Origin of the sequence: Rhodococcus sp. (in: high G+C Gram-positive bacteria) (assembly GCF_049299235.1) — a bacterium.
In the GTDB taxonomy this organism is placed as follows: Bacteria; Actinomycetota; Actinomycetes; order Mycobacteriales; family Mycobacteriaceae; genus Rhodococcus.
Genome location: NZ_JBAQXC010000227.1, coordinates 1 through 18,609 on the forward strand (window position 1 = coordinate 1; position 18,609 = coordinate 18,609).

Here is an 18,609-nt window from a genome sequence, read left to right on the forward strand (position 1 = left end):
TCGCCGCCCCGAATGAAGTGCAGCTGTGATCAGCGCTTGCCGCCGCCGAGCAGTCCGCCGAGCAAACCTCCCAGTCCACCACCGGCATTGCCGCCCAGTACGCTCCCGAGAACGTTGCCCAGCGCGCCACCGGCACCACCCGCACCGCCGGAGCCGCCGAGCAGACCGCCGAGAAGATCACCGAGGCCACCCTGGGTCGGGGCGGATGCCGTCGCAGTCGCCGTACCCTGGCCGCCGCCGGTGAGTTGCTTGACGACGAACGACAGCACTATCGGCGCGAGGATCGGCAGGAGTTGGGCAACCAAGTCGTTGCCGCCGCCGCCGTTGACGCCGCCAAGGGTGCTGATGACCTGGTCTTTGTTCGTCCCGAAAACGTTGGAGACGATCTTGTTGCCGTCGTCCGTGTCGACTTCGGCGAGGTTGACCCCACCGTCGACGAGCGCGCTGGAATGGTTGTTCAGTGCCGACAGCAAGGAGGCGGCGCCGGCCGGATCCTGAGCGTTGGCATCGAGGCCACCGACGAGGGTCGGCAGCGCGGCGCGCACGGCCGTCTCCGCGGTCTGCTGATCCACGTCGAGTCGCTCGGCGATCTGAGCGACAGGAATCTGGGAGAGAAGGTCGTCGAGGGTTGCCATGAGAAACCTGTCTGGGAAGGGGGCGCGCCAGTGTGCGGTTTGCCCGTTGTCGCGAAGCCTAACCAGTCGCTCCGGGGCGGTCGCGCAACTGACGATCGAAGATCCTCACGCGTCGAACGCCGCGGGTGATCTGCGCACCGAGATCAGGCCGCACATCAACGCGACCACCGTTCCGCTGACCAGGAGGACGAATCCGTTCTGATTCGTGAGCACCGTGCTGTAGTTGGCCCGGATGTAGTCACCGAACGACTGCTGCATCCGGACTGCCAGGACGACAACGACCGTGGCACCGAGAATCGCGCCCGCCCAACCGATCGGGATCGAGTCGAACAGAGCGGCGAGCAGCAGCAGAATCGCCGCCACAGCCAGTGGGACCGCGAGGGACAGATGCACCGGCACACCCGCACTGCCGAGCATCCCCAGTTCGTTCCCGTCGAATCCGTCGCGCAGCGAAGCGAGAGGGATCTCGGTCGGTCGCACACCGCCGACGACCGGGAGGCACGCACCGATACCCACTGCGATTGCGGCCAGGAACAAGCCCAGGTCCACGAAACTCCGCATGTCTCTCCCCCCGAGCATCGGATCTGATCACCGGATTGCTTCCGTGAGCAACCACACGGTATCCAAATTCGGACTCGTTTCCCGGTTGAAGCGATACATCGCGAGTCGAGTTGCTGCGGCGCCGCCCTCCGTACGGTGGAATATGTACGAAACAGGCGGACGGAAGGCACGACATGTCGGACGGCACACACGACGCCGGAACCATTCGGACCGGGCCACCACCGTGGGTGAAGAAGACCGCGTGGGTGGTGCTGGGGCTCGTCGCACTGGTTGTTCTCTATTTCGTGCTGGCGGCGTTCGTGCCCCGCTGGTGGGCCCAGCGCATCGCGGGCCTCGCCGACGGTGGAATGGCACGGGGAACACTGTGGGGCCTGGTATTCGGGTTTTTGTGCACGTTCGTGCCGCTGGCGTTGTTGTCGTCGGTGTGGCGCGTGCGTAATTGGCGGCACCGCCGCTGGCTGCAGATCGTCCTCGCCGCGGGAGCGCTCGTGGTCGCCGTGCCGAATCTGATGACACTGAGCATCGTGCTCGGCGGAGGCAACGCGGCCCATGCGGGCGAGCGCATCCTCGATGTGGACGGCCCGGGTTTCCGTGGCGCATCCCTCGTCGGCGCGGTTCTCGGCGTGGTGCTGTTCGTGATCGTCACCGTCGTCGGTGTGCGCCACCGCAAGCGCGGCGCGGATCTACGCCGGGCGCGCGGCGAACTGGAACTCCAGCGCAGCGAGAAAGCGGTGGCCGCCGAATGGGACGAACGGGAACGGAAGAGGAATACCGACGCCGTGGACGGGAAAGCGGCGGACTGACCCGACGAACCCGCCGTGCTGCCCTCGGTTGGGCTCGAACCTGCGACCTCCAACGTGCGGCGGCGGTTTGCACGTCTCGTCACCAGGCGACGAATCGCCTGGTGACGCACAGTGCCCCCAGTAGGGCTCGAACCTACGACCTGCGGATTAAAAGTCCGTAGCTCTACCAACTGAGCTATAGGGGCATGGGCGCACAGTGTAACCGCACCGTGGCGCACCCGGTAATCGGGAGTCCGAAACCATGTCGGCGGCTCGGATGCTCACCCCCTGCGTCGCACCCGAGCCGCGCAAAATCATACCACTCGGTGTGTTCCGGCACGCCCCGGTGCGCGCAGGCCTCGTGGGCGCATCGACATCCGAGAGGACGACTAGAGTTGTCTCGAGGGGGCAGTGACTTGAAGGGGCGGCGGCTAGGTTCGGAGGCTTCACCTCATATGGCACCTCAACAGGAACGTGCCCGGCGTACGCGGGCGGCGATCGTGGAGTCCGCCGCAGCGGAATTCGCCAAGCGTGGATACGCGGCGGCGTCCATCAATGCGATCCTCGAGCATTCGAATGCCACCAAGGGCGCGATGTACTTCCACTTCGATTCGAAGGAAGAGCTCGCTCGCGCCGTGCTGGAGGAAGGGCTGGTGAGGTATCGGGCGCTCGTCGGCAGGTGGTCGCAGGCTCCGGGGCTCGATCCGTTCGAGCGACTGCACGGGATGATCTGCGATCTCGGTGACGCGCTCCATCGCGACGTCGTCATCCGCGCCGAGTTCAAGCTTGTGATCGAGCCGGAGTTCGAGTCCGAGGCGCGATTGCGTGGTGGTTCGGTGTGGGGGACGGCCGGATACCGTCTCGCGGAGGAGGCGGAACGTGACGGGCTGTTCCGGCCGGGCATCGACATTCGTACATTCATCGAGTTCGTCGGTGCGGCACTGGCCGGCCAGCGGTACATCATCGACCTGACATCCCAGGACCTCGACGTGCGCGGACGGTTCGAATTGTGTGTGGGGATTCCGCTCGAGGCGATGGCATCCCAGGAGTGGCTCGACCGGTGGCGCAGGCGCGGCTGGCCGGACGCTGTGCCACCGTCTCGATAACGGTTGTGAGCTGCCGATTTGTGAATCATGAAAGCAGTGTCCTAAGCTATCCAAGCTCCCAACGGAACACGAACGCCGTTGAGGGTGCGGGTCGGAGAAATCCGGTCTGGGCCCCCTTCGTCTAGCGGCCTAGGACGCCGCCCTTTCAAGGCGGTAGCGCGGGTTCGAATCCCGTAGGGGGTACTCTTCGGTTCGATACTCGAAGAGTGCACTACAAGTGAACACGGTTCTGGACCTGTGGCGCAGTTGGTTAGCGCGCCGCCCTGTCACGGCGGAGGTCGCGGGTTCGAGTCCCGTCAGGGTCGCAGAGATTTGCGATCGGCATTCGGTTCGGGTGCCGTCCCGGCCAGGTAGCTCAGTTGGTACGAGCGTCCGCCTGAAAAGCGGAAGGTCGCCGGTTCGATCCCGGCCCTGGCCACCACTACAATTCAATATTGGGGACCCACCGTTCGCGGTGGGTCCTGCTATGAGGGTTCCGCAGGAATCCTGCATGGCCCTGTAGCGCAGTTGGTTAGCGCGCCGCCCTGTCACGGCGGAGGTCGCGGGTTCGAGTCCCGTCAGGGTCGCTTCAGGCGAAGGTCCGGTATCGATGCGATACCGGACCTTCGTCGTATCCGGATATGGTGCTTCCGGTATGTCTCGCAGGTCGGGTACCGGCAATGATCTACCAGGAACATGTTCTAGAGTGGGACGATCCTGGCCGGGTACGCCGCCCGCGACACGACGAACGAGGTGACCGTGCGAATTGCGCTCTTGTCGTATCGGAGTAAGCCGCATTGCGGCGGCCAGGGTGTTTACGTTCGGCATCTGAGCCGCGAGCTGGTCGCGCTCGGACACGATGTCGAGGTGTTCTCGGGACAGCCGTACCCGGAACTCGACCCCGGTGTCGCGCTCACGAAGGTTCCGAGTCTCGACCTCTATCGCGACGACGATCCGTTCCGCACCCCGAAACCGGGGGAGTTCCGCGACCTCGTCGATGTCCTCGAGGTCGCGACGATGTGGACTGCAGGCTTTCCTGAGCCGCTCACGTTCAGTCTGCGGGCGGCGACGCTGCTCCGCGCGAGGACAGACGACTTCGACGTCGTGCACGACAACCAGTGCCTCGGATACGGGTTGCTCCGTATTGCCGATGCCGGACTTCCGCTCGTCGCGACGATCCACCATCCCATCACCCGTGACCGCGAACTCGATCTCGCGCAGGCGACCACCTGGCGCCGCAGATTGTCGCTGCGCCGCTGGTACGGCTTCCTACGCATGCAGGCGCGGGTGGCGCGTCGTATCCGGACGCTGCTGACTGTGTCCGAGTCGTCGGCGGGGGATATCCGAGCGGCCTTCGATATCGACCCGGAACGTCTGCACACGATCCCGCTCGGCGTCGACACCGAACTGTTCGCACCGCCGGCCGTGAGCCGGGTGCCGGGGCGCATCGTGTGCGTCGCGAGCGCGGACGCGCCGCTCAAGGGCGTCTCGACGCTGCTCGGGGCCATCGCCAAGTTGCGGACCGAGCGGGCCGTCGAACTTGTGCTCGTTTCGAAACTCGCCGAAGGCGGCGCCACCGAACGGCTCATCGACGAACTCGGCATCGGCGACGTCGTGCGCGCGGTGTCGGGCATCGGCGACAGCGAACTCGCCGCACTCCTCGGTTCCGCCGAGATTGCGGCGGTTCCGTCGCTCTACGAAGGGTTCTCGCTGCCTGCGGTGGAAGCGATGGCGTGCGGAACCCCGCTCGTCGCGAGCCGAGCCGGTGCGATCCCCGAGGTCGTGGGCGATGCCGGCGTTCTGGTTCCACCCGGCGACGGTGAACAGCTCGCGGCCGCGCTCGCGACACTGTTCGACGATCCGGACGAACGTACCCGGCTCGGTGTCGCAGCCCGGCAGCGGGTGCTCGACAGATTCAGCTGGGCGGCCGTGGCCGCGCAGACCGCCCGCGTCTACGGCGACGCGATCGCAGCGCAGACAGGAAAGGCGAACAACTGATGCTGACAGTCGATTTCGACCGTCTGGGGGTCAAGCCCGGCGACCGCGCCATCGACATCGGTGCGGGCGCCGGTCGTCATTCCTTCGAACTGTATCGGCGGGGAGCGGACGTCACTGCCTTCGATCAGAGCGCGGACGACATGAAAGCGGTCGCCGAGATGTTCGCGGCGATGGAACTCGAGGGTGAGGCGCCTGCCGGGGCCCGGGCACATGCGGAAGTCGGTGATGCACTCGAACTGCCTTACGCCGACGAGACGTTCGACGTCGTGCTCATTTCCGAGGTCCTCGAGCATGTGCCGGAGGACGTGCGCGCGATCGACGAGATCGTCCGGGTGCTCAAGCCGGGTGGCGTCGCGGCGATCACGGTACCGCGCTGGTTCCCCGAAAAGATCTGCTGGGCGCTGTCCGATGCCTATCACGAGGTCGAGGGCGGACACATCCGCATCTACAAGGCAGACGAACTCGCCGCCACACTCACCGCGGCCGGCCTGAAGATCCGCGACCGCGACCATGCGCACGCACTGCACGCACCGTACTGGTGGCTCAAGTGCGCGGTCGGTGTCGACAACGACGACAATGTGCTGACCAAGGCGTACCACAAGCTGCTCGTGTGGGATCTGATGAACAAGCCGTGGCTGACCCGCACCCTCGAATCGGCCCTCGACCCGGTCATGGGAAAGAGCGTGGTCTTCTACGTCGAGAAGCCGGTAGTCCCCGTTGCGGCGCGCTGACACGGACGCCACTGCCGTTCCGTCCGTGCCGGGCGTGCTCTCGGCGCAGGAATGTCTCCGCACCGGCCGTGCCATCGCCGGAATGCAGGAGTCGTCGGGGGCGATCCCGTGGTTCCCCGGCGGCCATACCGACCCGTGGGATCACATCGAATCCGCGATGGCGCTGACCGCGACCGGATTGCGCGTCGAGGCCGAGGCCGCGTTCGAATGGTCCCGGCGGACCCAGCGTGCGGACGGTTCGTGGCCGATGCAGTTCCGTGGAGACACGATCGAGAATGCCGACTCCGACAGCAATTTCGCCGCGTACATCGCGGTCGGGGTATGGCATCACCACCTCGTCACCGGCGACCGCGGGTTCGTCGGGTACATGTGGCCAACAGTGAAGGCCGCGCTCGACCACGCGCTGTCCATGCAGGCGCCCGGTGGTGAAATCTACTGGGCTCGAGGAGAATCCGGAACCATCGACGAATCTCTCCTCACCGGGTCGTCGAGCGTGCACCACGGACTGCGGTGTGCGATTCGGCTCGCGGAGGTCGTGGACGATCCGCAGCCCGAATGGGAGTTCGCGCTCTACCGCCTCGGCCACGCGTTGCGCAGGCACCCCGAGGTGTTCGCACCCAAACCCGAGTACTCGATGGACTGGTATTACCCGATCCTCGGCGGCGCGGTCCGCGGAACGGCTGCGCACGAACGTATCCGGGAGCGCTGGAACGACTTCGTGGTGGACGGACTCGGCATCCGGTGCGTCGATCACAAGCCGTGGGTGACGGGCGCCGAAACTTGTGAGCTGGTGCTGACTCTGGATGCGCTCGGCAGCGCGACGCGCGCGCGGGAACTGTTCGCCGCCATGCAGCACCTGCGCGACCCCGACGGCTCGTACTGGACCGGTCTGGTGTTCAGCGACGGCAAGCGCTGGCCGGAGGAGAAGAGTTCGTGGACGAGCGCTTCGGTCGTCCTCGCCGCCGACGCGTTGTCCCGGACCACCGGTGGCAGCGGGCTGTTCCGCGACGCGGCGGCACCGGCCGACTTCGTGGGTGCCGACCGCTGCGGTGAGAGTTGCGGCGTTCGCGTCTGACAGCGGATGACGGAAGTGGCAGCCGCGCACGTCCTGCGCTGGTTGACAACTTCCGCCTGACGTGCGCGGCTGTCCGTTACATCGGTGAGGCGGTCACGGGACTACACGCCGGGCAGTGCCCCGACCGTGCCGCGGGTCCGTTCGAGGACACGCAGTGATCCGGCCACCGACATCTCGGTGAATTCGCCACTGTCGAGTGCCCGGCAGTAGATCTCGTAAGGCGGGCGGCCGCCGTCGGCGGGATCCGGGAACACGTCGTGGATGATCAGAGCGCCGCCGGGGCGCACCCATCGCGCCCAACCCTCGTAGTCGGCCCGCGCGGCCGCGCTGCTGTGACCGCCGTCGATGAACACGAACGACGCCGGTGTGCGCCAGAATCCGGCGACCTGAGTCGATCCGCCGAGCACCGCGACCACCTGAGCTTCGAGGTCGGCGTCGGCGAGGGTGTGGCGCAGACGTCCGGCGGTGTCGAGCAGACCGGTGTGCGGGTCGACGAGCGTCTCGTCGTGGTACTCCCAGCCGGGCTGGTGTTCTTCCGAGCCGTGGTGGTGGTCGACGGTGACGATCGTTCCGCCGGTCGCTTTCGCGGCGGCGCCGAGGTAGACCGTCGAGCGCCCGCAGTACGTGCCGATCTCGACGCCCACTCCGGTACCGAGATACCGGATCGCCGCGTCGTGCAGCGCCGTGCCCTCGTCTTCCGGCATGAAACCCGGTGTCGCCTCGGCGAGTTCGACCATCTCGCGGGGCAGGGTGGTGCGGGTCATCGCGCGGTCTCCGTTCGCTGGATTGCTGTTCGGTGGCTCACACTACCGACGACGGCGACGCCACGGAACTTCCGTCCCGCCCACCGCTTCGCCGTCGCCGAAACGGCGGGCGCAGGTGTCACGAGCGTGCTGCGGACTTGCGTTGGTGCAGTACTTTACCCACGGCCGCATCGAGCTTGGTGCCGAGCGGCCAGCCGACGTAATGGCACAGGAACAACGCGATCTCCCGGAGTTGCTCCTCGTCGAGTTCCTCGTTCTGCAGCGCGGCACCGATCTGGATCTCGGCGACGTCGGTCAGGCCTTGCGCGGTCAGTGCGCCGAGCAGCAGCAGTCGACGGTCCCGGATGCTCAATCCCGGCCGGGTCCAGATCTCCGCGAAGAGGTGGTCGGCTGTGACCGCGAAGTGTTCACCCGGTCCGTCCTGAAATTCCCAGCCGTAGACCGTCGACATCATGTCCAGGCCCCGCTGCCGTCGTTCGTCGGTCACGCGTCCTCCTTCATCGAATAATGTTGCGCCAGTTCGCCAGGGCCGACCCCGAGGCCGTTTCCGAGATCGGCGATCGCCTGTGTGCCGAGCGGCAGGTCGACGCCCAGTCGCTCGGCCAGATCGAGGGCCAGCGACAGGTCCTTCTCACCGAGCGAACGTGCGTGCGCGAGGATCGGGAACCACGGGTCCTCGGGTGCCAGCGCTGCGGTGTTGTCGCGCAACATGATCGCGCCCGCGCCGCCGGTGATCGCATCGGTGTGGCGGACCACCTTGCCGAGCGCGGTGATGTCCAGTCCGGAGGCTTCGGCGAGCCGCTGGGCTTCCGCCGCCGCGGTGAACGAGATGAAATGCAACAGGTTGCGGGCCAGCTTCATTCGGGTTCCCGCACCGACCGGTCCGGCATGGACGACAAGGCCCGCCCACGTGCCGAACGGTTCGCGGACCTTCGCGAACGCCGCCTCGTCTGCGCCGACCATCACTGCCAGCGTGCCCTTCGCGGCACCGGCCGCACCGCCGGAGACGGGGGCGTCGATCAGGTCGACGCCGCGCTCGGCGCACACGGCGGCCAGTTCGACGGCCGTGCTGTCGGAGATCGTGGAGTGCACCGCGATGACGGTGCCGGGACGTGCGGTGGCCAGCAGTCCGTTCGGCCCGGCGACGACGTCGCGTACCTGTGCGTCGTCGAGTACGGTCACCGAGATGACGTCGCACGCGGCGGCGAGTTCCGCGGCACTGTCCGCGGACGTCGCGCCGGCCGCGGTGAACGGTTCGACTGCCTCGGGTCGGGTGTCGAGCACGGTCAGCCCGCCCGGCCAGTCGAGCAGCCTCCTGGCCATCGGCGCGCCCATATTGCCGAGTCCGATGTAGCCGACGGACACCTCGGACGGGGCGGTCACGACCGGATCACCTGGCCGCCGTCGACGTTGAAGATCTGACCGGTGACCCAACCGGCCTCGTCGGACAGCAGGAACAGGCACATCCCCACCAGATCCTCGGGTGTGCCCATGCGCTTGAGTGGGAGTTTGCTCACCATGTCGGCGACCATGTTGCCGGGGGTGACGGTGCGGGTGGCCTCGGTGTCGATCGGGCCGGGGGCGATGGCGTTGATGCGGATGTTGTTGCCGCCGAGTTCGACCGCGAGTTGCTGGGTCAGGCCGTTGACGCCGACCTTCGCGAGACCGTAGAAGCCCGAGTACAGCCATGCCGCGGTCGACGACTGGTTGACGATCGAGCCGCCCTTCTTCCGCATGTGCGGCCATACGGCGCGGGTGACGTTGAGTGCGCCGTCGAGGTTTACGCTCATGAACTTCTTGTAGTAGTCCCACGGAACGGTGAGCAGCAGGTCGAGTTTCATGCCGCCGTAAATCGCGGCATTGTTGACCACGTGGTCGATGCCGCCGAACGTCTCGACCGTCTTGGCGGCGAGTTCGGTGGCCGAGTCCGGGTCCGCGACATCGACCGCGACGAAGACGGCACCGCCGCCGTCCGCGACGATCTGCTTGGCGACCTTCTCGCCGGCTTCGGCGTTGAGGTCGGCGACCACCACGTTCGCTCCCTCGGCGGCGAGCGCGCGGGCATAGGCTTCGCCGATGCCCTGCGCGCCGCCGGTGACGATGGCGGTTCGATCGGTGAAACGTCCCATGTTCGTGAACCTTTCCTACCGCGCCGCGGGTTCCGCGACGAGTTTGGTCTCCAGATATTCTTCGAATCCGGCCACGCCCATTTCTCGGCCGATTCCGGATTGCTTGTAGCCGCCGAACGGGGCGTCGGCGGCGTACCAGATGCCGCCGTTGACACCTAGGGTGCCGGTGCGGATGCCGGCGACGACGTGGGCGATTCGATCCGGGTCGGTGCCCCACACCGACCCGGACAGCCCGTACGGGGAGTCGTTGGCGATGCGGATGGCGTCGTCGTCGCCGTCGTGCGGCAGGATCACCAGGACCGGTCCGAAGATCTCCTCCTGGGCGACCCGCGCGCTGTTGTCCAGACCCGCGATCAGGGTGGGTTCGACAAAGAATCCCGTGTCGTGTTCGGCGGGTCGGCCGCCACCGACGACGATCGTGCCGCCTTCTTCGACCGCGAGCTTCAGGTAGCCCTCGACTCGTTCGCGTTGGCGAGCGGAAATCAGTGGCCCACAGATTGTTCCGGGATCGTTCGGGTTTCCCGGGCGGATGCCGCGCAGGGTCTTGGCGGTGAGTTCGACTGCCTCGTCGTAGCGTGCGCGGGGAACGACGAGCCGGGTGGTGATCGCGCAACCCTGTCCGGCGTGCGTGCACACGGTGAACGCGGCCATCGAGCAGGCGCCCTTCAGGTCGGCGTCGTCGAGGACCACGAACGCGGACTTGCCGCCGAGTTCGAGGAACACCTTCTTGAGCGATTCGGCTGCCGCGCGCATCACGGCTTTGCCGGTTGCGGTCGAGCCGGTGAAGGAGACGAGGTCGACGCGCGGGTCGGTGGCGAGTTGTGCGCCGACGGCATGGTCGCTCGAGGTCACGATGTTCACCACGCCGGGCGGGATGTCGGTTTCCTCGGCGATCACCTTGCCGACCAGTGCGGCGCACCAAGGGGTGTCGGGGGCGGGCTTGAGGACCACGGTGTTGCCTGCGGCGAGCGCGGGACCGATCTTGGCGAAGTTGATCTGGTGCGGGAAGTTCCACGGGGTGATCGCCCCGACGACCCCGATCGCTTCCTTGAGCAGGTAGCGGTGTGTCGCGATGCCCATGGGCGAGGCGTTGCCGAGATCCTGCCGCCATTCGTATCTTTCGGCGAGGTCGGCGAACCACAGCAGGTCGTCGATGGGACCTTCGAGGTGCGCGGCGGTGGTGAGGAAACGCGGTGCGCCGACCTCGGCGATGGTGATCGCGCGCAGTTCCTCGAGGTGACCGCGCAGGGCATCGCGCAGTTGCCGTAGGCAATGGGCGCGGAAGGTGTGGTCGCGGGACCAGTCGGTGGTGTCGAATGCCCGTCGGGCGGCGGCGACGGCCGCGTCCATATCGGCGGCGGTACCGTCGGCGGCGTAGCCGAGGGTCTCCTCGGTGGCGGGGTCGAGGATGTCGAAGGTGCCCCCGGATCCGGGGACGAGTTTGCCGTCGATCAGCAGGGACGAGCTGTCGGTCGGGCTGTTGGTCGGACACAGTGGCATGCGTGGTGCTCCCGTTCTGGCGATTCGGTGGCAGAGGTCGGTCGACCTGGAGCATGTGACGAGCATCATCAACTGGACATGTGTCTGGACTATAGTTCGGGCACGTGCCCGGTGCAATATCGAGGTTTGCGCGCGCAACATTGTGGGGCAGTTCACGATCTTGCGCGGTTCCGGATAGGGTGTGACGGCGAACACGGTATCGGGGTTTCGTGTTCACGGGTGCGGCTGCCGCCGCGCCGGCACGGCGACAGGTGACGCACGCCCGCGCGAATCTCCGTTCGCCGGAGTGGTTCGGTGTCGCATGTGGATGGGGAAGTTCGAGACCGAGGGGATCAGGCATGTTCGAATCACGGTGGAAGAAGCGGGCACTGGCCTTGTCGATAGCGGTCGCTGCCGCTTCCGTGCTCGGTAGTGGCGCTGCCGGAGCGGAACCCGCAACGACCGAGTTGCCGGTGGTGTGGGACCTCGGTTATGCCGTGCCGCGCGCTCTCGACGCCAGTGTGCCGCCACCGGGCGCGAACGACTGGAACTGCACCCCTTCGCGGGAACATCCTCGTCCGGTCGTTCTGGTCAATCCCACAGCTACGACGCAGGGCATTGCCTTCTACGCCGGAGCACCGTTCCTGAAGAACCACGGATATTGCGTGTTCACCTTCAACTACGGCAACGTGACCGCCATCGAGCAGGCCCCAGTCCAGGCGCTCGGCGATATTCCGACGTCCGCGCGCACACTCGCAAGCTTCGTCGAGCAGGTCGTGGCCGCGACCGGGTCCGAGGAAGTCGATCTGGTGGGGCACTCGCAGGGTATCGGGATTGTCTCGGACTACTACCTGAAGTTCCTCGGGGGTGCCGAGCGCGTGCACGCGAAGGTCGGAATCTCGCCGTCGACCGGTACGACATTGAACACGTTCGTGTTCTGGCGCAGCCTGATCCCGATTCTCGGTCCCGCCGTGTACAACGGTCTGGACGCGGCGCTTCCGGCGCTGATCCAGCAGGTGTACGACAGCCCTGTCAATCAGCAGGTCTACGGGTCCGACGCGACGCCGCCGCACGTCTACACGAGTGCTCTCCCGGCCGGGGTGGACTACTACAGCATCATCACCAAGTACGACCAGGTCGTCACGCCGTACACCTTCCAGTACTACGAGGGCGACAACGCGACGAACTGGCTGCTGCAGGACGGGTGCGAAGCGGACATGTCCGAGCACATTGCCACCATGTACAGCGAGAGGGCGTGGCGGTACGTTCTCAACGCGCTCGATCCCGCTGCCGCGCAGCCGGTGCCGTGCTTCCCGGTTGCACCGTATCTGCCGTACGTGCGCTGACGGGACCGATCTCGCCGGATCGGCGCGCTGATTCGGAATCCGCCTCTGTTGCAGCGTGAGCGGATTCCGAATCGTGCGGCGCATCAGCCGAGTCGGGGGAGTGAGTCGGGTGGATCGACGCGAGGGCTCCCCGCACGACGAGATAGAAGATGCGGTCGAGGTCCATCTCGTCGCCGAGGAATCCGCTCCCCTCGATCATCGCGAATCCGTGTACCGCGGCGAAGAGCGCGACCGTGGTGTCGAGCGAATCCTCCTCGGGGACACCACACGAGATGAGCATTGCGCGCAGTGCGCCGTTCGCATCGAGTGCCGAGGAGATGAGTGCGTCCCGGTCGATCGGGGCGGCGGTGAGGGCCTGGTAGCGCCGGTGGTTCGCGACGGTCCACGAGCGGTAGATCGCAATGAGGTGCCGCAGACCGTCGGTTCCACTGCGGCCCATCGCTTCTTCACGCAGTCGGGCGCCGAGATCGGCCATGGTCCGGATCTGGATCTCGGAGCGGACGTCGTCGAGGCCGCGTACGTGGTTGTACAGCGACGCGCCGACGACACCGACGCGGGTCGCGAGTGTACTCATCGTCAACTGCTCCCACCCGTGCTCGTCGACGAGTGTGAGCGCGGCGGCGATCACCTTGTCGCGCGTGAGCGTCCGGCGCCGGACGGGGCGTTCGTCGTCGCGTGCCATGTACGTGATCTTACGGGCCTTCCATTTTAAACGAATATGAGTAGTTTATTGACGAGAGGTATTCGTTTCTCGATTCCACGACACCGAGGTGCCCCCGATGACGGCGTCCCAGACCGATCTCAAGAACCCCGACGTCTACACGAATGCAATGCCACACGATGTGTTCGACGACATCCGGCAGCGATGCCCCGTGTACTGGCAGCCCGAGGACGACGGCCCCGGCTATTGGGCCTTGACCCGGCACGCCGATGTCATGGCGGTCTCACGCGACAGCGGCACCTTCTCGTCTGCGCTCGGCACCACGCAGATCGACGAGTTCGACGAGGAGGCCAGGCTCAAGCAGGCGGCCATGCTCATCAATCTCGATGCACCGGAGCACACCCGGCTTCGGCGCCTCGTCAGCCGCGGCTTCACTCCCCGCGTCGTAGGGCAACTCGAGGAGCACATTCGTGACATCTGTGAGCGCACCGTCGACACCCTCGTCGAGGCAGGCAGCGACGGTGCGGTCGTGGACTTCGTGCGGACCGTGTCGGCGCCGCTGCCGCTCGAGGTGATCGCCGAACTGCTCGGTGCCCCAACCGAAGATGTGGGCAAGCTGTACGACTGGTCGAATCGGATGATCGGCTGGGACGACCCCGAGTACGGCAGCACACGGGAGGACGGCGAGGTCGCGGCCGCCGAGATCTTTCTGTATGCCAACGCGATCGCCGCCCAGCGCCGGGTGGAGCCGCGCGACGACATCGTGTCCACGCTCGTCTGCCCGGACGAGAACGGCGACACGCTCACCGAGATGGAATTCTGCATGTTCTTCGTGCTGCTCGTCGTCGCGGGCAACGAGACGACGCGCAATGCGATCACCGGCGGTATGCAGGCCTTCATGGATCATCCCGAGCAGTGGCGCCGCCTGCAGAACGATCCCGAGCTCGTCCCGAGCGCGGTCGAGGAGATCCTGCGCTGGGTGAGCCCGGTGATCGGCTTCCGTCGTACCCCCACGTGTCCGGCGGCGATCGGGGAGCACGCCGTCGACCGCGGCGACAAGGTGGTCCTGTACTACCCGGCGGCGAACCGCGACGGCGACGTCTTCGACGACCCGCACCGCTTCGATATCGGGCGCGAACACAACCCACACGTCGCATTCGGCGGCACGGGTGTGCACTTCTGTCTCGGCGCGCATCTGGCGAGGCTCGAGTTGAGGGTGATGTTCGAAACGCTCGCGCGGCGTCTCGACCGCGTCGAACCCGCGGGGTCGGCGCGACGGCTGCGCTCGAACTTTGTCAACGGTGTCAAGGCGATGCCGGTCCGTATCTACCCGTACCAGGGCTGATGTCGTTGCTGTGCGGGGGATCGGGCATTGCTGGAGCGCGACAACCGTAGTAATGTCCAGACACGTGTCCAGAAATGCGAATCTCGAATCCACCCGCCGGCGCCTCACCGAAAAGCAGGCGGACACCGTGGACCGCCTCACCCGCGCTGCAGTCGAGGTGCTCCGGGAAGAGGGATTCGCGGGACTGACCGTCCGCACGGTGGCGTCGCGGGCGGGGGTCGCACCGGCCACCGCCTACACGTACTTCTCATCCAAGGAACATCTCGTTGCCGAGGTGTTCTGGCGCAGGCTCGCGGCGGCACCCGACCCGACGGATATCGCGGGCAGCACCGCAGACCGGGTGTCGGCCGTGTTGCGCAGCATCGCGATGCTCATGGACGACGAACCTGAACTCGCCGGTGCCGTGACCAGCGCACTGCTCGGCCGTGACCCCGACGTCGAACACTTGCGGGGCCGCATCGGACTCGACATCCGCGAACGCCTGTCCGTGGCCCTGGGTGCGGACGGCGACCCGGACACCCTCGAAGCCATCGAACTGCTGTACGCGGGAGCGCTCGTCCGCGCCGGCATGGGATACGGCACCTACGCGAAACTCGCCGACCGGTTGGAAACCTCCGCCAGACTACTTTTGGAGTAGCCATGACACAGGCCTCGCTCGATACGTCACTGTTCGGGCCGTTGCTGTTCGATCCCTACGACTACGCCTTCCACGACGACCCCTATCCGACCTACCGTCGGCTGCGCGAGGAGGCTCCGCTCTACCGCAACGACGAACTCGGGTTCTGGGCGTTGTCACGTCACGCCGACGTCATCACCGGATTTCGGGACAACACGAGGCTGTCCAGTGCCAACGGGGTGTCGCTCGATCCGGCCGCCTACGGACCGCATGCACACAAGGTGATGTCCTTCCTCGCGATGGACGACCCGCGGCACATGCGGATGCGTCAACTCGTGTCGAAGGGCTTCACACCCCGCCGTGTCGCGGAGATGCAGGATCGCATTCTGGAGCTCACGATCGGATATCTCGAACCCGCTGTGGAGACAGGGGAATTCGACTGGATATCCGAGGTTGCCGGTAAGCTTCCGATGGATGTGATTTCCGAACTCATGGGTGTTCCGCAGCAGGACCGTGCCGAAATCCGGCGCATGGCAGACCTCGTCGTGCACCGTGAGGACGGGGTGCTCGACGTTCCGGTCGCCGCAATGGAGGCCTCTCTCAACCTTGTCGGCTACTACGCGGACATGCTTACCGAACGTCGTGCCCACCGCACCGCGGACCTCACTTCAGCGCTACTCGACGCGGAGATCGACGGCGACCGGCTCACCGACGACGAGATCATCGGGTTCATGTTTCTGATGGTGGTCGCCGGGAACGAGACGACGACCAAACTGCTCGGCAATGCCCTGCACTGGGGTGCGGTCGACAAGGACGAGGCGGCACGTGTCCTCCGGAACCCCGAACGTGCGCCCGAGTGGACCGAAGAAACGTTGCGCTACGACACCTCGAGTCAGATCGTCGCGCGCACCGCCGCCGTCGACATCGACCTGCACGGGCGCACCATCGTCGAAGGCGACAAAGTGCTACTGCTCATCGGATCGGCCAATCGTGACTCCGAGGTTTTCGACGATGCCGACGCCTACCGGATCGGTCGCGACAGCAGCAACAAGATCGCGAGCTTCGGTGGGGGAGTGCACTTCTGCCTCGGCGCGCATCTTGCCCGTCTCGAAGCCGATATTGTACTCGAGCAGTTTGCCCGCCGCGTCGCCGACTACGACGTCGACTTCGATCGCTCCGAACGAGTCCATTCCACCAACGTCCGGGGCTTCGCCGCACTGCCCCTGAAAGTGACCCGCCGTCATGCCTAGATTCGAACCCCACCCCACGCGCCGGCCTGCGATCGTCAGTGGCGCCTCGTCCGGAATCGGCACCGCCACCGCGTACGCACTGGCCGAATCGGGGCACCCCGTCGCGCTGGGTGCTCGCCGAGTCGACGAGTGCGAGGCCATCGCCGAGAAGATCCGCGCCGAAGGCGGGCAGGCCGTCGCCCACTTCCTGGACGTGTCGTCGACCGAATCCGTCGACGCCTTCGTCACCGCGGCCGAGGCCGCGCACGGTCCCACCGAGATCGTGATCTCCGGCGCCGGTGACATGGACTTCGCCCAGGTCCACGAAATGGACCCGGACCGTTTCGAATTCCAGGTCGACGTACACCTCGGTGGCACCCAACGTCTCGCACACCGGGTGGTGCCGGGGATGATCGACCGCACCCGCGGAGATTTCGTGGTCATCGGCTCGGACTGCGCCGTCGAGGCCAGGCCCCGCGCGGGCGCATACGTCGGCGCCAAGACCGGCCTCGAAGCTCTCGTGCGACAGATGCGAATGGAACTCGAGGGCACCGGAGTTCGCGCCTCGACGGTCCGGCCGGGGCCGACCCGGACCGCGGCCGGGACGGATCAGCCGGAGGAGGTCGTCGGGCCGTTGCTCGAAGACTGGATCCACTGGGGTCTCGCCCGTCACCCCTACCTGTTGCGGGCTTCCGACATCGCCGCGGCCGCGGTGTCGGTGGTGTCGGCGCCCCGCGGCGCCCACATCGTGCTCGTCGAGGTTCAACCGGAAGCTCCCCTGAGGAAGAACGACGACCGGAAGGTCCAGTCATGACAACCACCGCGGCGGCACCGCTCCGCGTGTCCGGAGGCGAACACGAGCACGGACACCTCGAAGAATTGCGCACCGACCCCATCGCCCTGATGAAGCGGGTCCGCCAGGAGTGCGGGGACGTCGGTGTCTTCCAACTCGCCGACAAGAAGGTTGTACTGCTCTCCGGTGCCGAGGCCAACGAGTTCTTCTTCCGCGCCGCCGACGAGGAACTCGATCAGCAGGCCGCCTACCCGTTCATGAAGCCCGTATTCGGTGAGGGTGTCGTGTTCGATGCCAGCCCGGAACGCCGCAAGGAGATGCTGCACAACACGGCGCTGCGGGGTGAACAGATGAGGGGGCACGCGGCCACCATCGACCGCGAAGTGCAGGCCATGATCGCCGGTTGGGGCGACGAGGGCGAGATCGACCTGCTCGAATTCTTCGCCGAGTTGACCATCTACACGTCCTCGTCCTGCCTGATCGGCAAGAAATTCCGCGACGAACTCGACGACCGCTTTGCCCGCCTCTATCACGATCTCGAAAAGGGCACGGATGCATTGGCATTCGTCGACCCTTACGCTCCGATCGAGAGCTTCCGGCGTCGCGACGAAGCACGCACGGGCCTGGTCGATCTGGTTCGGGAGATCATGACCGGCCGGATCGCGAATCCGCCGGAGGGCAAGGAGGATCGTGACCTGCTCGATGTGCTCGTCTCGATCAAGAACGAGGACGGAACCGAGCGGTTCAGTGCGGACGAGGTCACCGGCATCTTCATCTCGATGATGTTCGCCGGACACCACACGACGTCCGGCACGGCCGCGTGGGCGCTCATCGAACTGTTGCGCAACCCGCAGTACCTGGACAAGGTCACCGCCGAACTCGACACGCTCTACGCCGACGGTGAAGACGTGAGTTTCCATGCACTGCGCCAGATCCCGAACCTCGAGGCTGTGCTCAAGGAGACGCTGCGGCTGCATCCGCCGCTGATCCTGCTGTTGCGGGTTGCCCGCGGCGACTACGAGGTCGGTGGCCACCGCATCGCGGCCGGCGACCTCGTCGGTGCGACCCCGGCGATCTCCAACCGTATCCCCGAAGATTTCCCGAACCCCGACTCCTTCGATCCGGGCCGGTACATCGACCCGAATCAGGAGGACATCGTCAACCGCTGGACGTGGATTCCGTTCGGTGCCGGACGCCACCGCTGCGTCGGGGCGGCATTCGCGCTCATGCAGCTCAAAGCGATTTTCTCGATCTTGCTGCGGGACTTCGAATTCGAGATGGCGCAGCCCGCCGACTCGTATCATAACGATCATTCCAAGATGGTGGTCCAGCTCGCGCAGCCGTGCGCCGTGCGGTACCGCCGCCGTGTGAGGAGTTGAC

The 18,609-nt window shown here is 66.1% G+C and carries 18 protein-coding genes, 5 tRNA genes and 1 pseudogene; 15 read left to right on the top strand and 9 right to left on the bottom strand.

Annotated elements, in window-relative coordinates; genetic code table 11:
- Nucleotides 1-29: 29 nt before the first annotated feature.
- Both WAX14_RS13160 and WAX14_RS13165 read right to left on the bottom strand, forming a co-directional pair.
- Complete coding sequence (locus WAX14_RS13160; RefSeq protein ID WP_422628507.1) at nucleotides 30-635, bottom strand: DUF937 domain-containing protein; 606 nt, start codon at nucleotides 633-635, stop codon at nucleotides 30-32.
- 105 nt (nucleotides 636-740) lie between these two features.
- Nucleotides 741-1,196 carry a hypothetical protein gene (locus WAX14_RS13165; protein WP_422628508.1) on the bottom strand — a complete coding sequence of 152 codons (456 nt, stop codon included), beginning with the start codon at nucleotides 1,194-1,196 and terminating at the stop codon, nucleotides 741-743.
- 173 nt (nucleotides 1,197-1,369) lie between these two features.
- Between WAX14_RS13165 and WAX14_RS13170 the strand changes: the two genes are divergently transcribed.
- Entirely contained in the window at nucleotides 1,370-1,999 is a 630-nt protein-coding gene (locus WAX14_RS13170) for a hypothetical protein (protein ID WP_422628509.1), read from the top strand.
- A gap of 112 nt (nucleotides 2,000-2,111) precedes the next feature.
- Here WAX14_RS13170 and WAX14_RS13175 read toward each other — a convergent pair.
- A tRNA-Lys gene (locus WAX14_RS13175) sits at nucleotides 2,112-2,184 on the bottom strand.
- A 249-nt stretch (nucleotides 2,185-2,433) separates the two neighbouring features.
- Between WAX14_RS13175 and WAX14_RS13180 the strand changes: the two genes are divergently transcribed.
- From WAX14_RS13180 to WAX14_RS13215, 8 genes are all read left to right on the top strand, one after another.
- The gene (locus tag WAX14_RS13180) at nucleotides 2,434-3,084 is read left to right on the top strand and encodes a TetR family transcriptional regulator (protein WP_422628510.1); all 651 of its coding nucleotides are present in this window, start codon (nucleotides 2,434-2,436) and stop codon (nucleotides 3,082-3,084) included.
- 110 nt (nucleotides 3,085-3,194) lie between these two features.
- Nucleotides 3,195-3,267 (top strand) — tRNA-Glu (locus WAX14_RS13185).
- A 48-nt stretch (nucleotides 3,268-3,315) separates the two neighbouring features.
- A tRNA-Asp gene (locus tag WAX14_RS13190) sits at nucleotides 3,316-3,389 on the top strand.
- A 39-nt stretch (nucleotides 3,390-3,428) separates the two neighbouring features.
- A tRNA-Phe gene (locus tag WAX14_RS13195) sits at nucleotides 3,429-3,505 on the top strand.
- A gap of 71 nt (nucleotides 3,506-3,576) precedes the next feature.
- Nucleotides 3,577-3,650: transfer RNA gene (locus WAX14_RS13200), tRNA-Asp, on the top strand.
- A gap of 172 nt (nucleotides 3,651-3,822) precedes the next feature.
- On the top strand, nucleotides 3,823-5,061 hold the full coding sequence (locus tag WAX14_RS13205) for a glycosyltransferase family 4 protein (protein WP_422628511.1): 1,239 nt from the start codon (nucleotides 3,823-3,825) through the stop codon (nucleotides 5,059-5,061).
- Nucleotides 5,061-5,792, top strand: a complete 732-nt coding sequence (locus WAX14_RS13210) for a class I SAM-dependent methyltransferase (RefSeq protein ID WP_422628512.1) — start codon at nucleotides 5,061-5,063, stop codon at nucleotides 5,790-5,792. The genes WAX14_RS13205 and WAX14_RS13210 overlap by 1 nt, the downstream gene beginning before the upstream one ends.
- Before the next feature lie 25 nt (nucleotides 5,793-5,817).
- Complete coding sequence (locus WAX14_RS13215; RefSeq protein ID WP_422628513.1) at nucleotides 5,818-6,867, top strand: prenyltransferase; 1,050 nt, start codon at nucleotides 5,818-5,820, stop codon at nucleotides 6,865-6,867.
- 101 nt (nucleotides 6,868-6,968) lie between these two features.
- Here WAX14_RS13215 and WAX14_RS13220 read toward each other — a convergent pair whose 3' ends face one another.
- From WAX14_RS13220 to WAX14_RS13240, 5 genes are all read right to left on the bottom strand, one after another.
- Nucleotides 6,969-7,631, bottom strand: a complete 663-nt coding sequence (locus tag WAX14_RS13220; RefSeq protein ID WP_422628514.1) for a class I SAM-dependent methyltransferase — start codon at nucleotides 7,629-7,631, stop codon at nucleotides 6,969-6,971.
- A gap of 118 nt (nucleotides 7,632-7,749) precedes the next feature.
- The gene (locus WAX14_RS13225; RefSeq protein ID WP_422628515.1) at nucleotides 7,750-8,118 is read right to left on the bottom strand and encodes a carboxymuconolactone decarboxylase family protein; all 369 of its coding nucleotides are present in this window, start codon (nucleotides 8,116-8,118) and stop codon (nucleotides 7,750-7,752) included.
- Nucleotides 8,115-9,014, bottom strand: coding sequence for an NAD(P)-dependent oxidoreductase (locus tag WAX14_RS13230; protein WP_422628516.1), 900 nt, complete (start codon nucleotides 9,012-9,014; stop codon nucleotides 8,115-8,117). Before WAX14_RS13230 ends, WAX14_RS13225 begins: the two co-directional genes overlap by 4 nt.
- The gene (locus tag WAX14_RS13235; RefSeq protein WP_422628517.1) at nucleotides 9,011-9,760 is read right to left on the bottom strand and encodes an SDR family oxidoreductase; all 750 of its coding nucleotides are present in this window, start codon (nucleotides 9,758-9,760) and stop codon (nucleotides 9,011-9,013) included. The genes WAX14_RS13230 and WAX14_RS13235 overlap by 4 nt, the downstream gene beginning before the upstream one ends.
- A gap of 15 nt (nucleotides 9,761-9,775) precedes the next feature.
- A complete protein-coding gene (locus WAX14_RS13240) occupies nucleotides 9,776-11,260 on the bottom strand; it encodes an aldehyde dehydrogenase (protein ID WP_422628518.1) in 1,485 nt (494 codons plus the stop codon).
- Nucleotides 11,261-11,598: 338 nt separating this feature from the next.
- On the opposite strand from WAX14_RS13240, the gene WAX14_RS13245 reads away from it, so the two are divergent.
- Nucleotides 11,599-12,585, top strand: a complete 987-nt coding sequence (locus WAX14_RS13245; protein WP_422628519.1) for an esterase/lipase family protein — start codon at nucleotides 11,599-11,601, stop codon at nucleotides 12,583-12,585.
- Between the two features lie 94 nt (nucleotides 12,586-12,679).
- On the opposite strand, the pseudogene WAX14_RS13250 reads toward WAX14_RS13245, so the two are convergent.
- Nucleotides 12,680-13,267 (bottom strand): annotated as a pseudogene (locus WAX14_RS13250) (TetR/AcrR family transcriptional regulator); the annotation flags it as partial.
- Between the two features lie 97 nt (nucleotides 13,268-13,364).
- Here WAX14_RS13250 and WAX14_RS13255 point away from each other — a divergent pair.
- The 5 genes from WAX14_RS13255 to WAX14_RS13275 are packed head-to-tail and all read left to right on the top strand — an operon-like array spanning nucleotide 13,365 to nucleotide 18,608.
- A complete protein-coding gene (locus tag WAX14_RS13255) occupies nucleotides 13,365-14,591 on the top strand; it encodes a cytochrome P450 (RefSeq protein WP_422628520.1) in 1,227 nt (408 codons plus the stop codon).
- A 52-nt stretch (nucleotides 14,592-14,643) separates the two neighbouring features.
- Nucleotides 14,644-15,228, top strand: coding sequence for a TetR/AcrR family transcriptional regulator (locus WAX14_RS13260; protein ID WP_422628521.1), 585 nt, complete (start codon nucleotides 14,644-14,646; stop codon nucleotides 15,226-15,228).
- A 2-nt stretch (nucleotides 15,229-15,230) separates the two neighbouring features.
- Nucleotides 15,231-16,457, top strand: a complete 1,227-nt coding sequence (locus WAX14_RS13265) for a cytochrome P450 (RefSeq protein WP_422628522.1) — start codon at nucleotides 15,231-15,233, stop codon at nucleotides 16,455-16,457.
- A complete protein-coding gene (locus tag WAX14_RS13270; protein ID WP_422628523.1) occupies nucleotides 16,450-17,250 on the top strand; it encodes an SDR family oxidoreductase in 801 nt (266 codons plus the stop codon). The genes WAX14_RS13265 and WAX14_RS13270 overlap by 8 nt, the downstream gene beginning before the upstream one ends.
- Nucleotides 17,247-18,608 carry a cytochrome P450 gene (locus tag WAX14_RS13275; protein ID WP_422628524.1) on the top strand — a complete coding sequence of 454 codons (1,362 nt, stop codon included), beginning with the start codon at nucleotides 17,247-17,249 and terminating at the stop codon, nucleotides 18,606-18,608. The genes WAX14_RS13270 and WAX14_RS13275 overlap by 4 nt, the downstream gene beginning before the upstream one ends.
- The last annotated feature ends 1 nt before the right edge of the window (nucleotide 18,609 follow it).

Excerpts from the sequence above, each read along its gene's own strand:
- WAX14_RS13245 (WP_422628519.1), top strand. The coding sequence starts at position 11,599 with ATGTTCGAATCACGGTGGAAGAAGCGGGCACTGGCCTTGTCGATAGCG.
- WAX14_RS13265 (WP_422628522.1), top strand. The coding sequence starts at position 15,231 with ATGACACAGGCCTCGCTCGATACGTCACTGTTCGGGCCGTTGCTGTTC.
- WAX14_RS13260 (WP_422628521.1), top strand. The coding sequence starts at position 14,644 with ATGTCCAGACACGTGTCCAGAAATGCGAATCTCGAATCCACCCGCCGG.
- WAX14_RS13170 (WP_422628509.1), top strand. The coding sequence starts at position 1,370 with ATGTCGGACGGCACACACGACGCCGGAACCATTCGGACCGGGCCACCA.
- WAX14_RS13165 (WP_422628508.1), bottom strand. The coding sequence starts at position 1,196 with ATGCGGAGTTTCGTGGACCTGGGCTTGTTCCTGGCCGCAATCGCAGTG.
- WAX14_RS13220 (WP_422628514.1), bottom strand. The coding sequence starts at position 7,631 with ATGACCCGCACCACCCTGCCCCGCGAGATGGTCGAACTCGCCGAGGCG.
- WAX14_RS13160 (WP_422628507.1), bottom strand. The coding sequence starts at position 635 with ATGGCAACCCTCGACGACCTTCTCTCCCAGATTCCTGTCGCTCAGATC.
- WAX14_RS13235 (WP_422628517.1), bottom strand. The coding sequence starts at position 9,760 with ATGGGACGTTTCACCGATCGAACCGCCATCGTCACCGGCGGCGCGCAG.
- WAX14_RS13275 (WP_422628524.1), top strand. The coding sequence starts at position 17,247 with ATGACAACCACCGCGGCGGCACCGCTCCGCGTGTCCGGAGGCGAACAC.
- WAX14_RS13240 (WP_422628518.1), bottom strand. The coding sequence starts at position 11,260 with ATGCCACTGTGTCCGACCAACAGCCCGACCGACAGCTCGTCCCTGCTG.
- WAX14_RS13270 (WP_422628523.1), top strand. The coding sequence starts at position 16,450 with ATGCCTAGATTCGAACCCCACCCCACGCGCCGGCCTGCGATCGTCAGT.
- WAX14_RS13210 (WP_422628512.1), top strand. The coding sequence starts at position 5,061 with ATGCTGACAGTCGATTTCGACCGTCTGGGGGTCAAGCCCGGCGACCGC.
- WAX14_RS13180 (WP_422628510.1), top strand. The coding sequence starts at position 2,434 with ATGGCACCTCAACAGGAACGTGCCCGGCGTACGCGGGCGGCGATCGTG.
- WAX14_RS13255 (WP_422628520.1), top strand. The coding sequence starts at position 13,365 with ATGACGGCGTCCCAGACCGATCTCAAGAACCCCGACGTCTACACGAAT.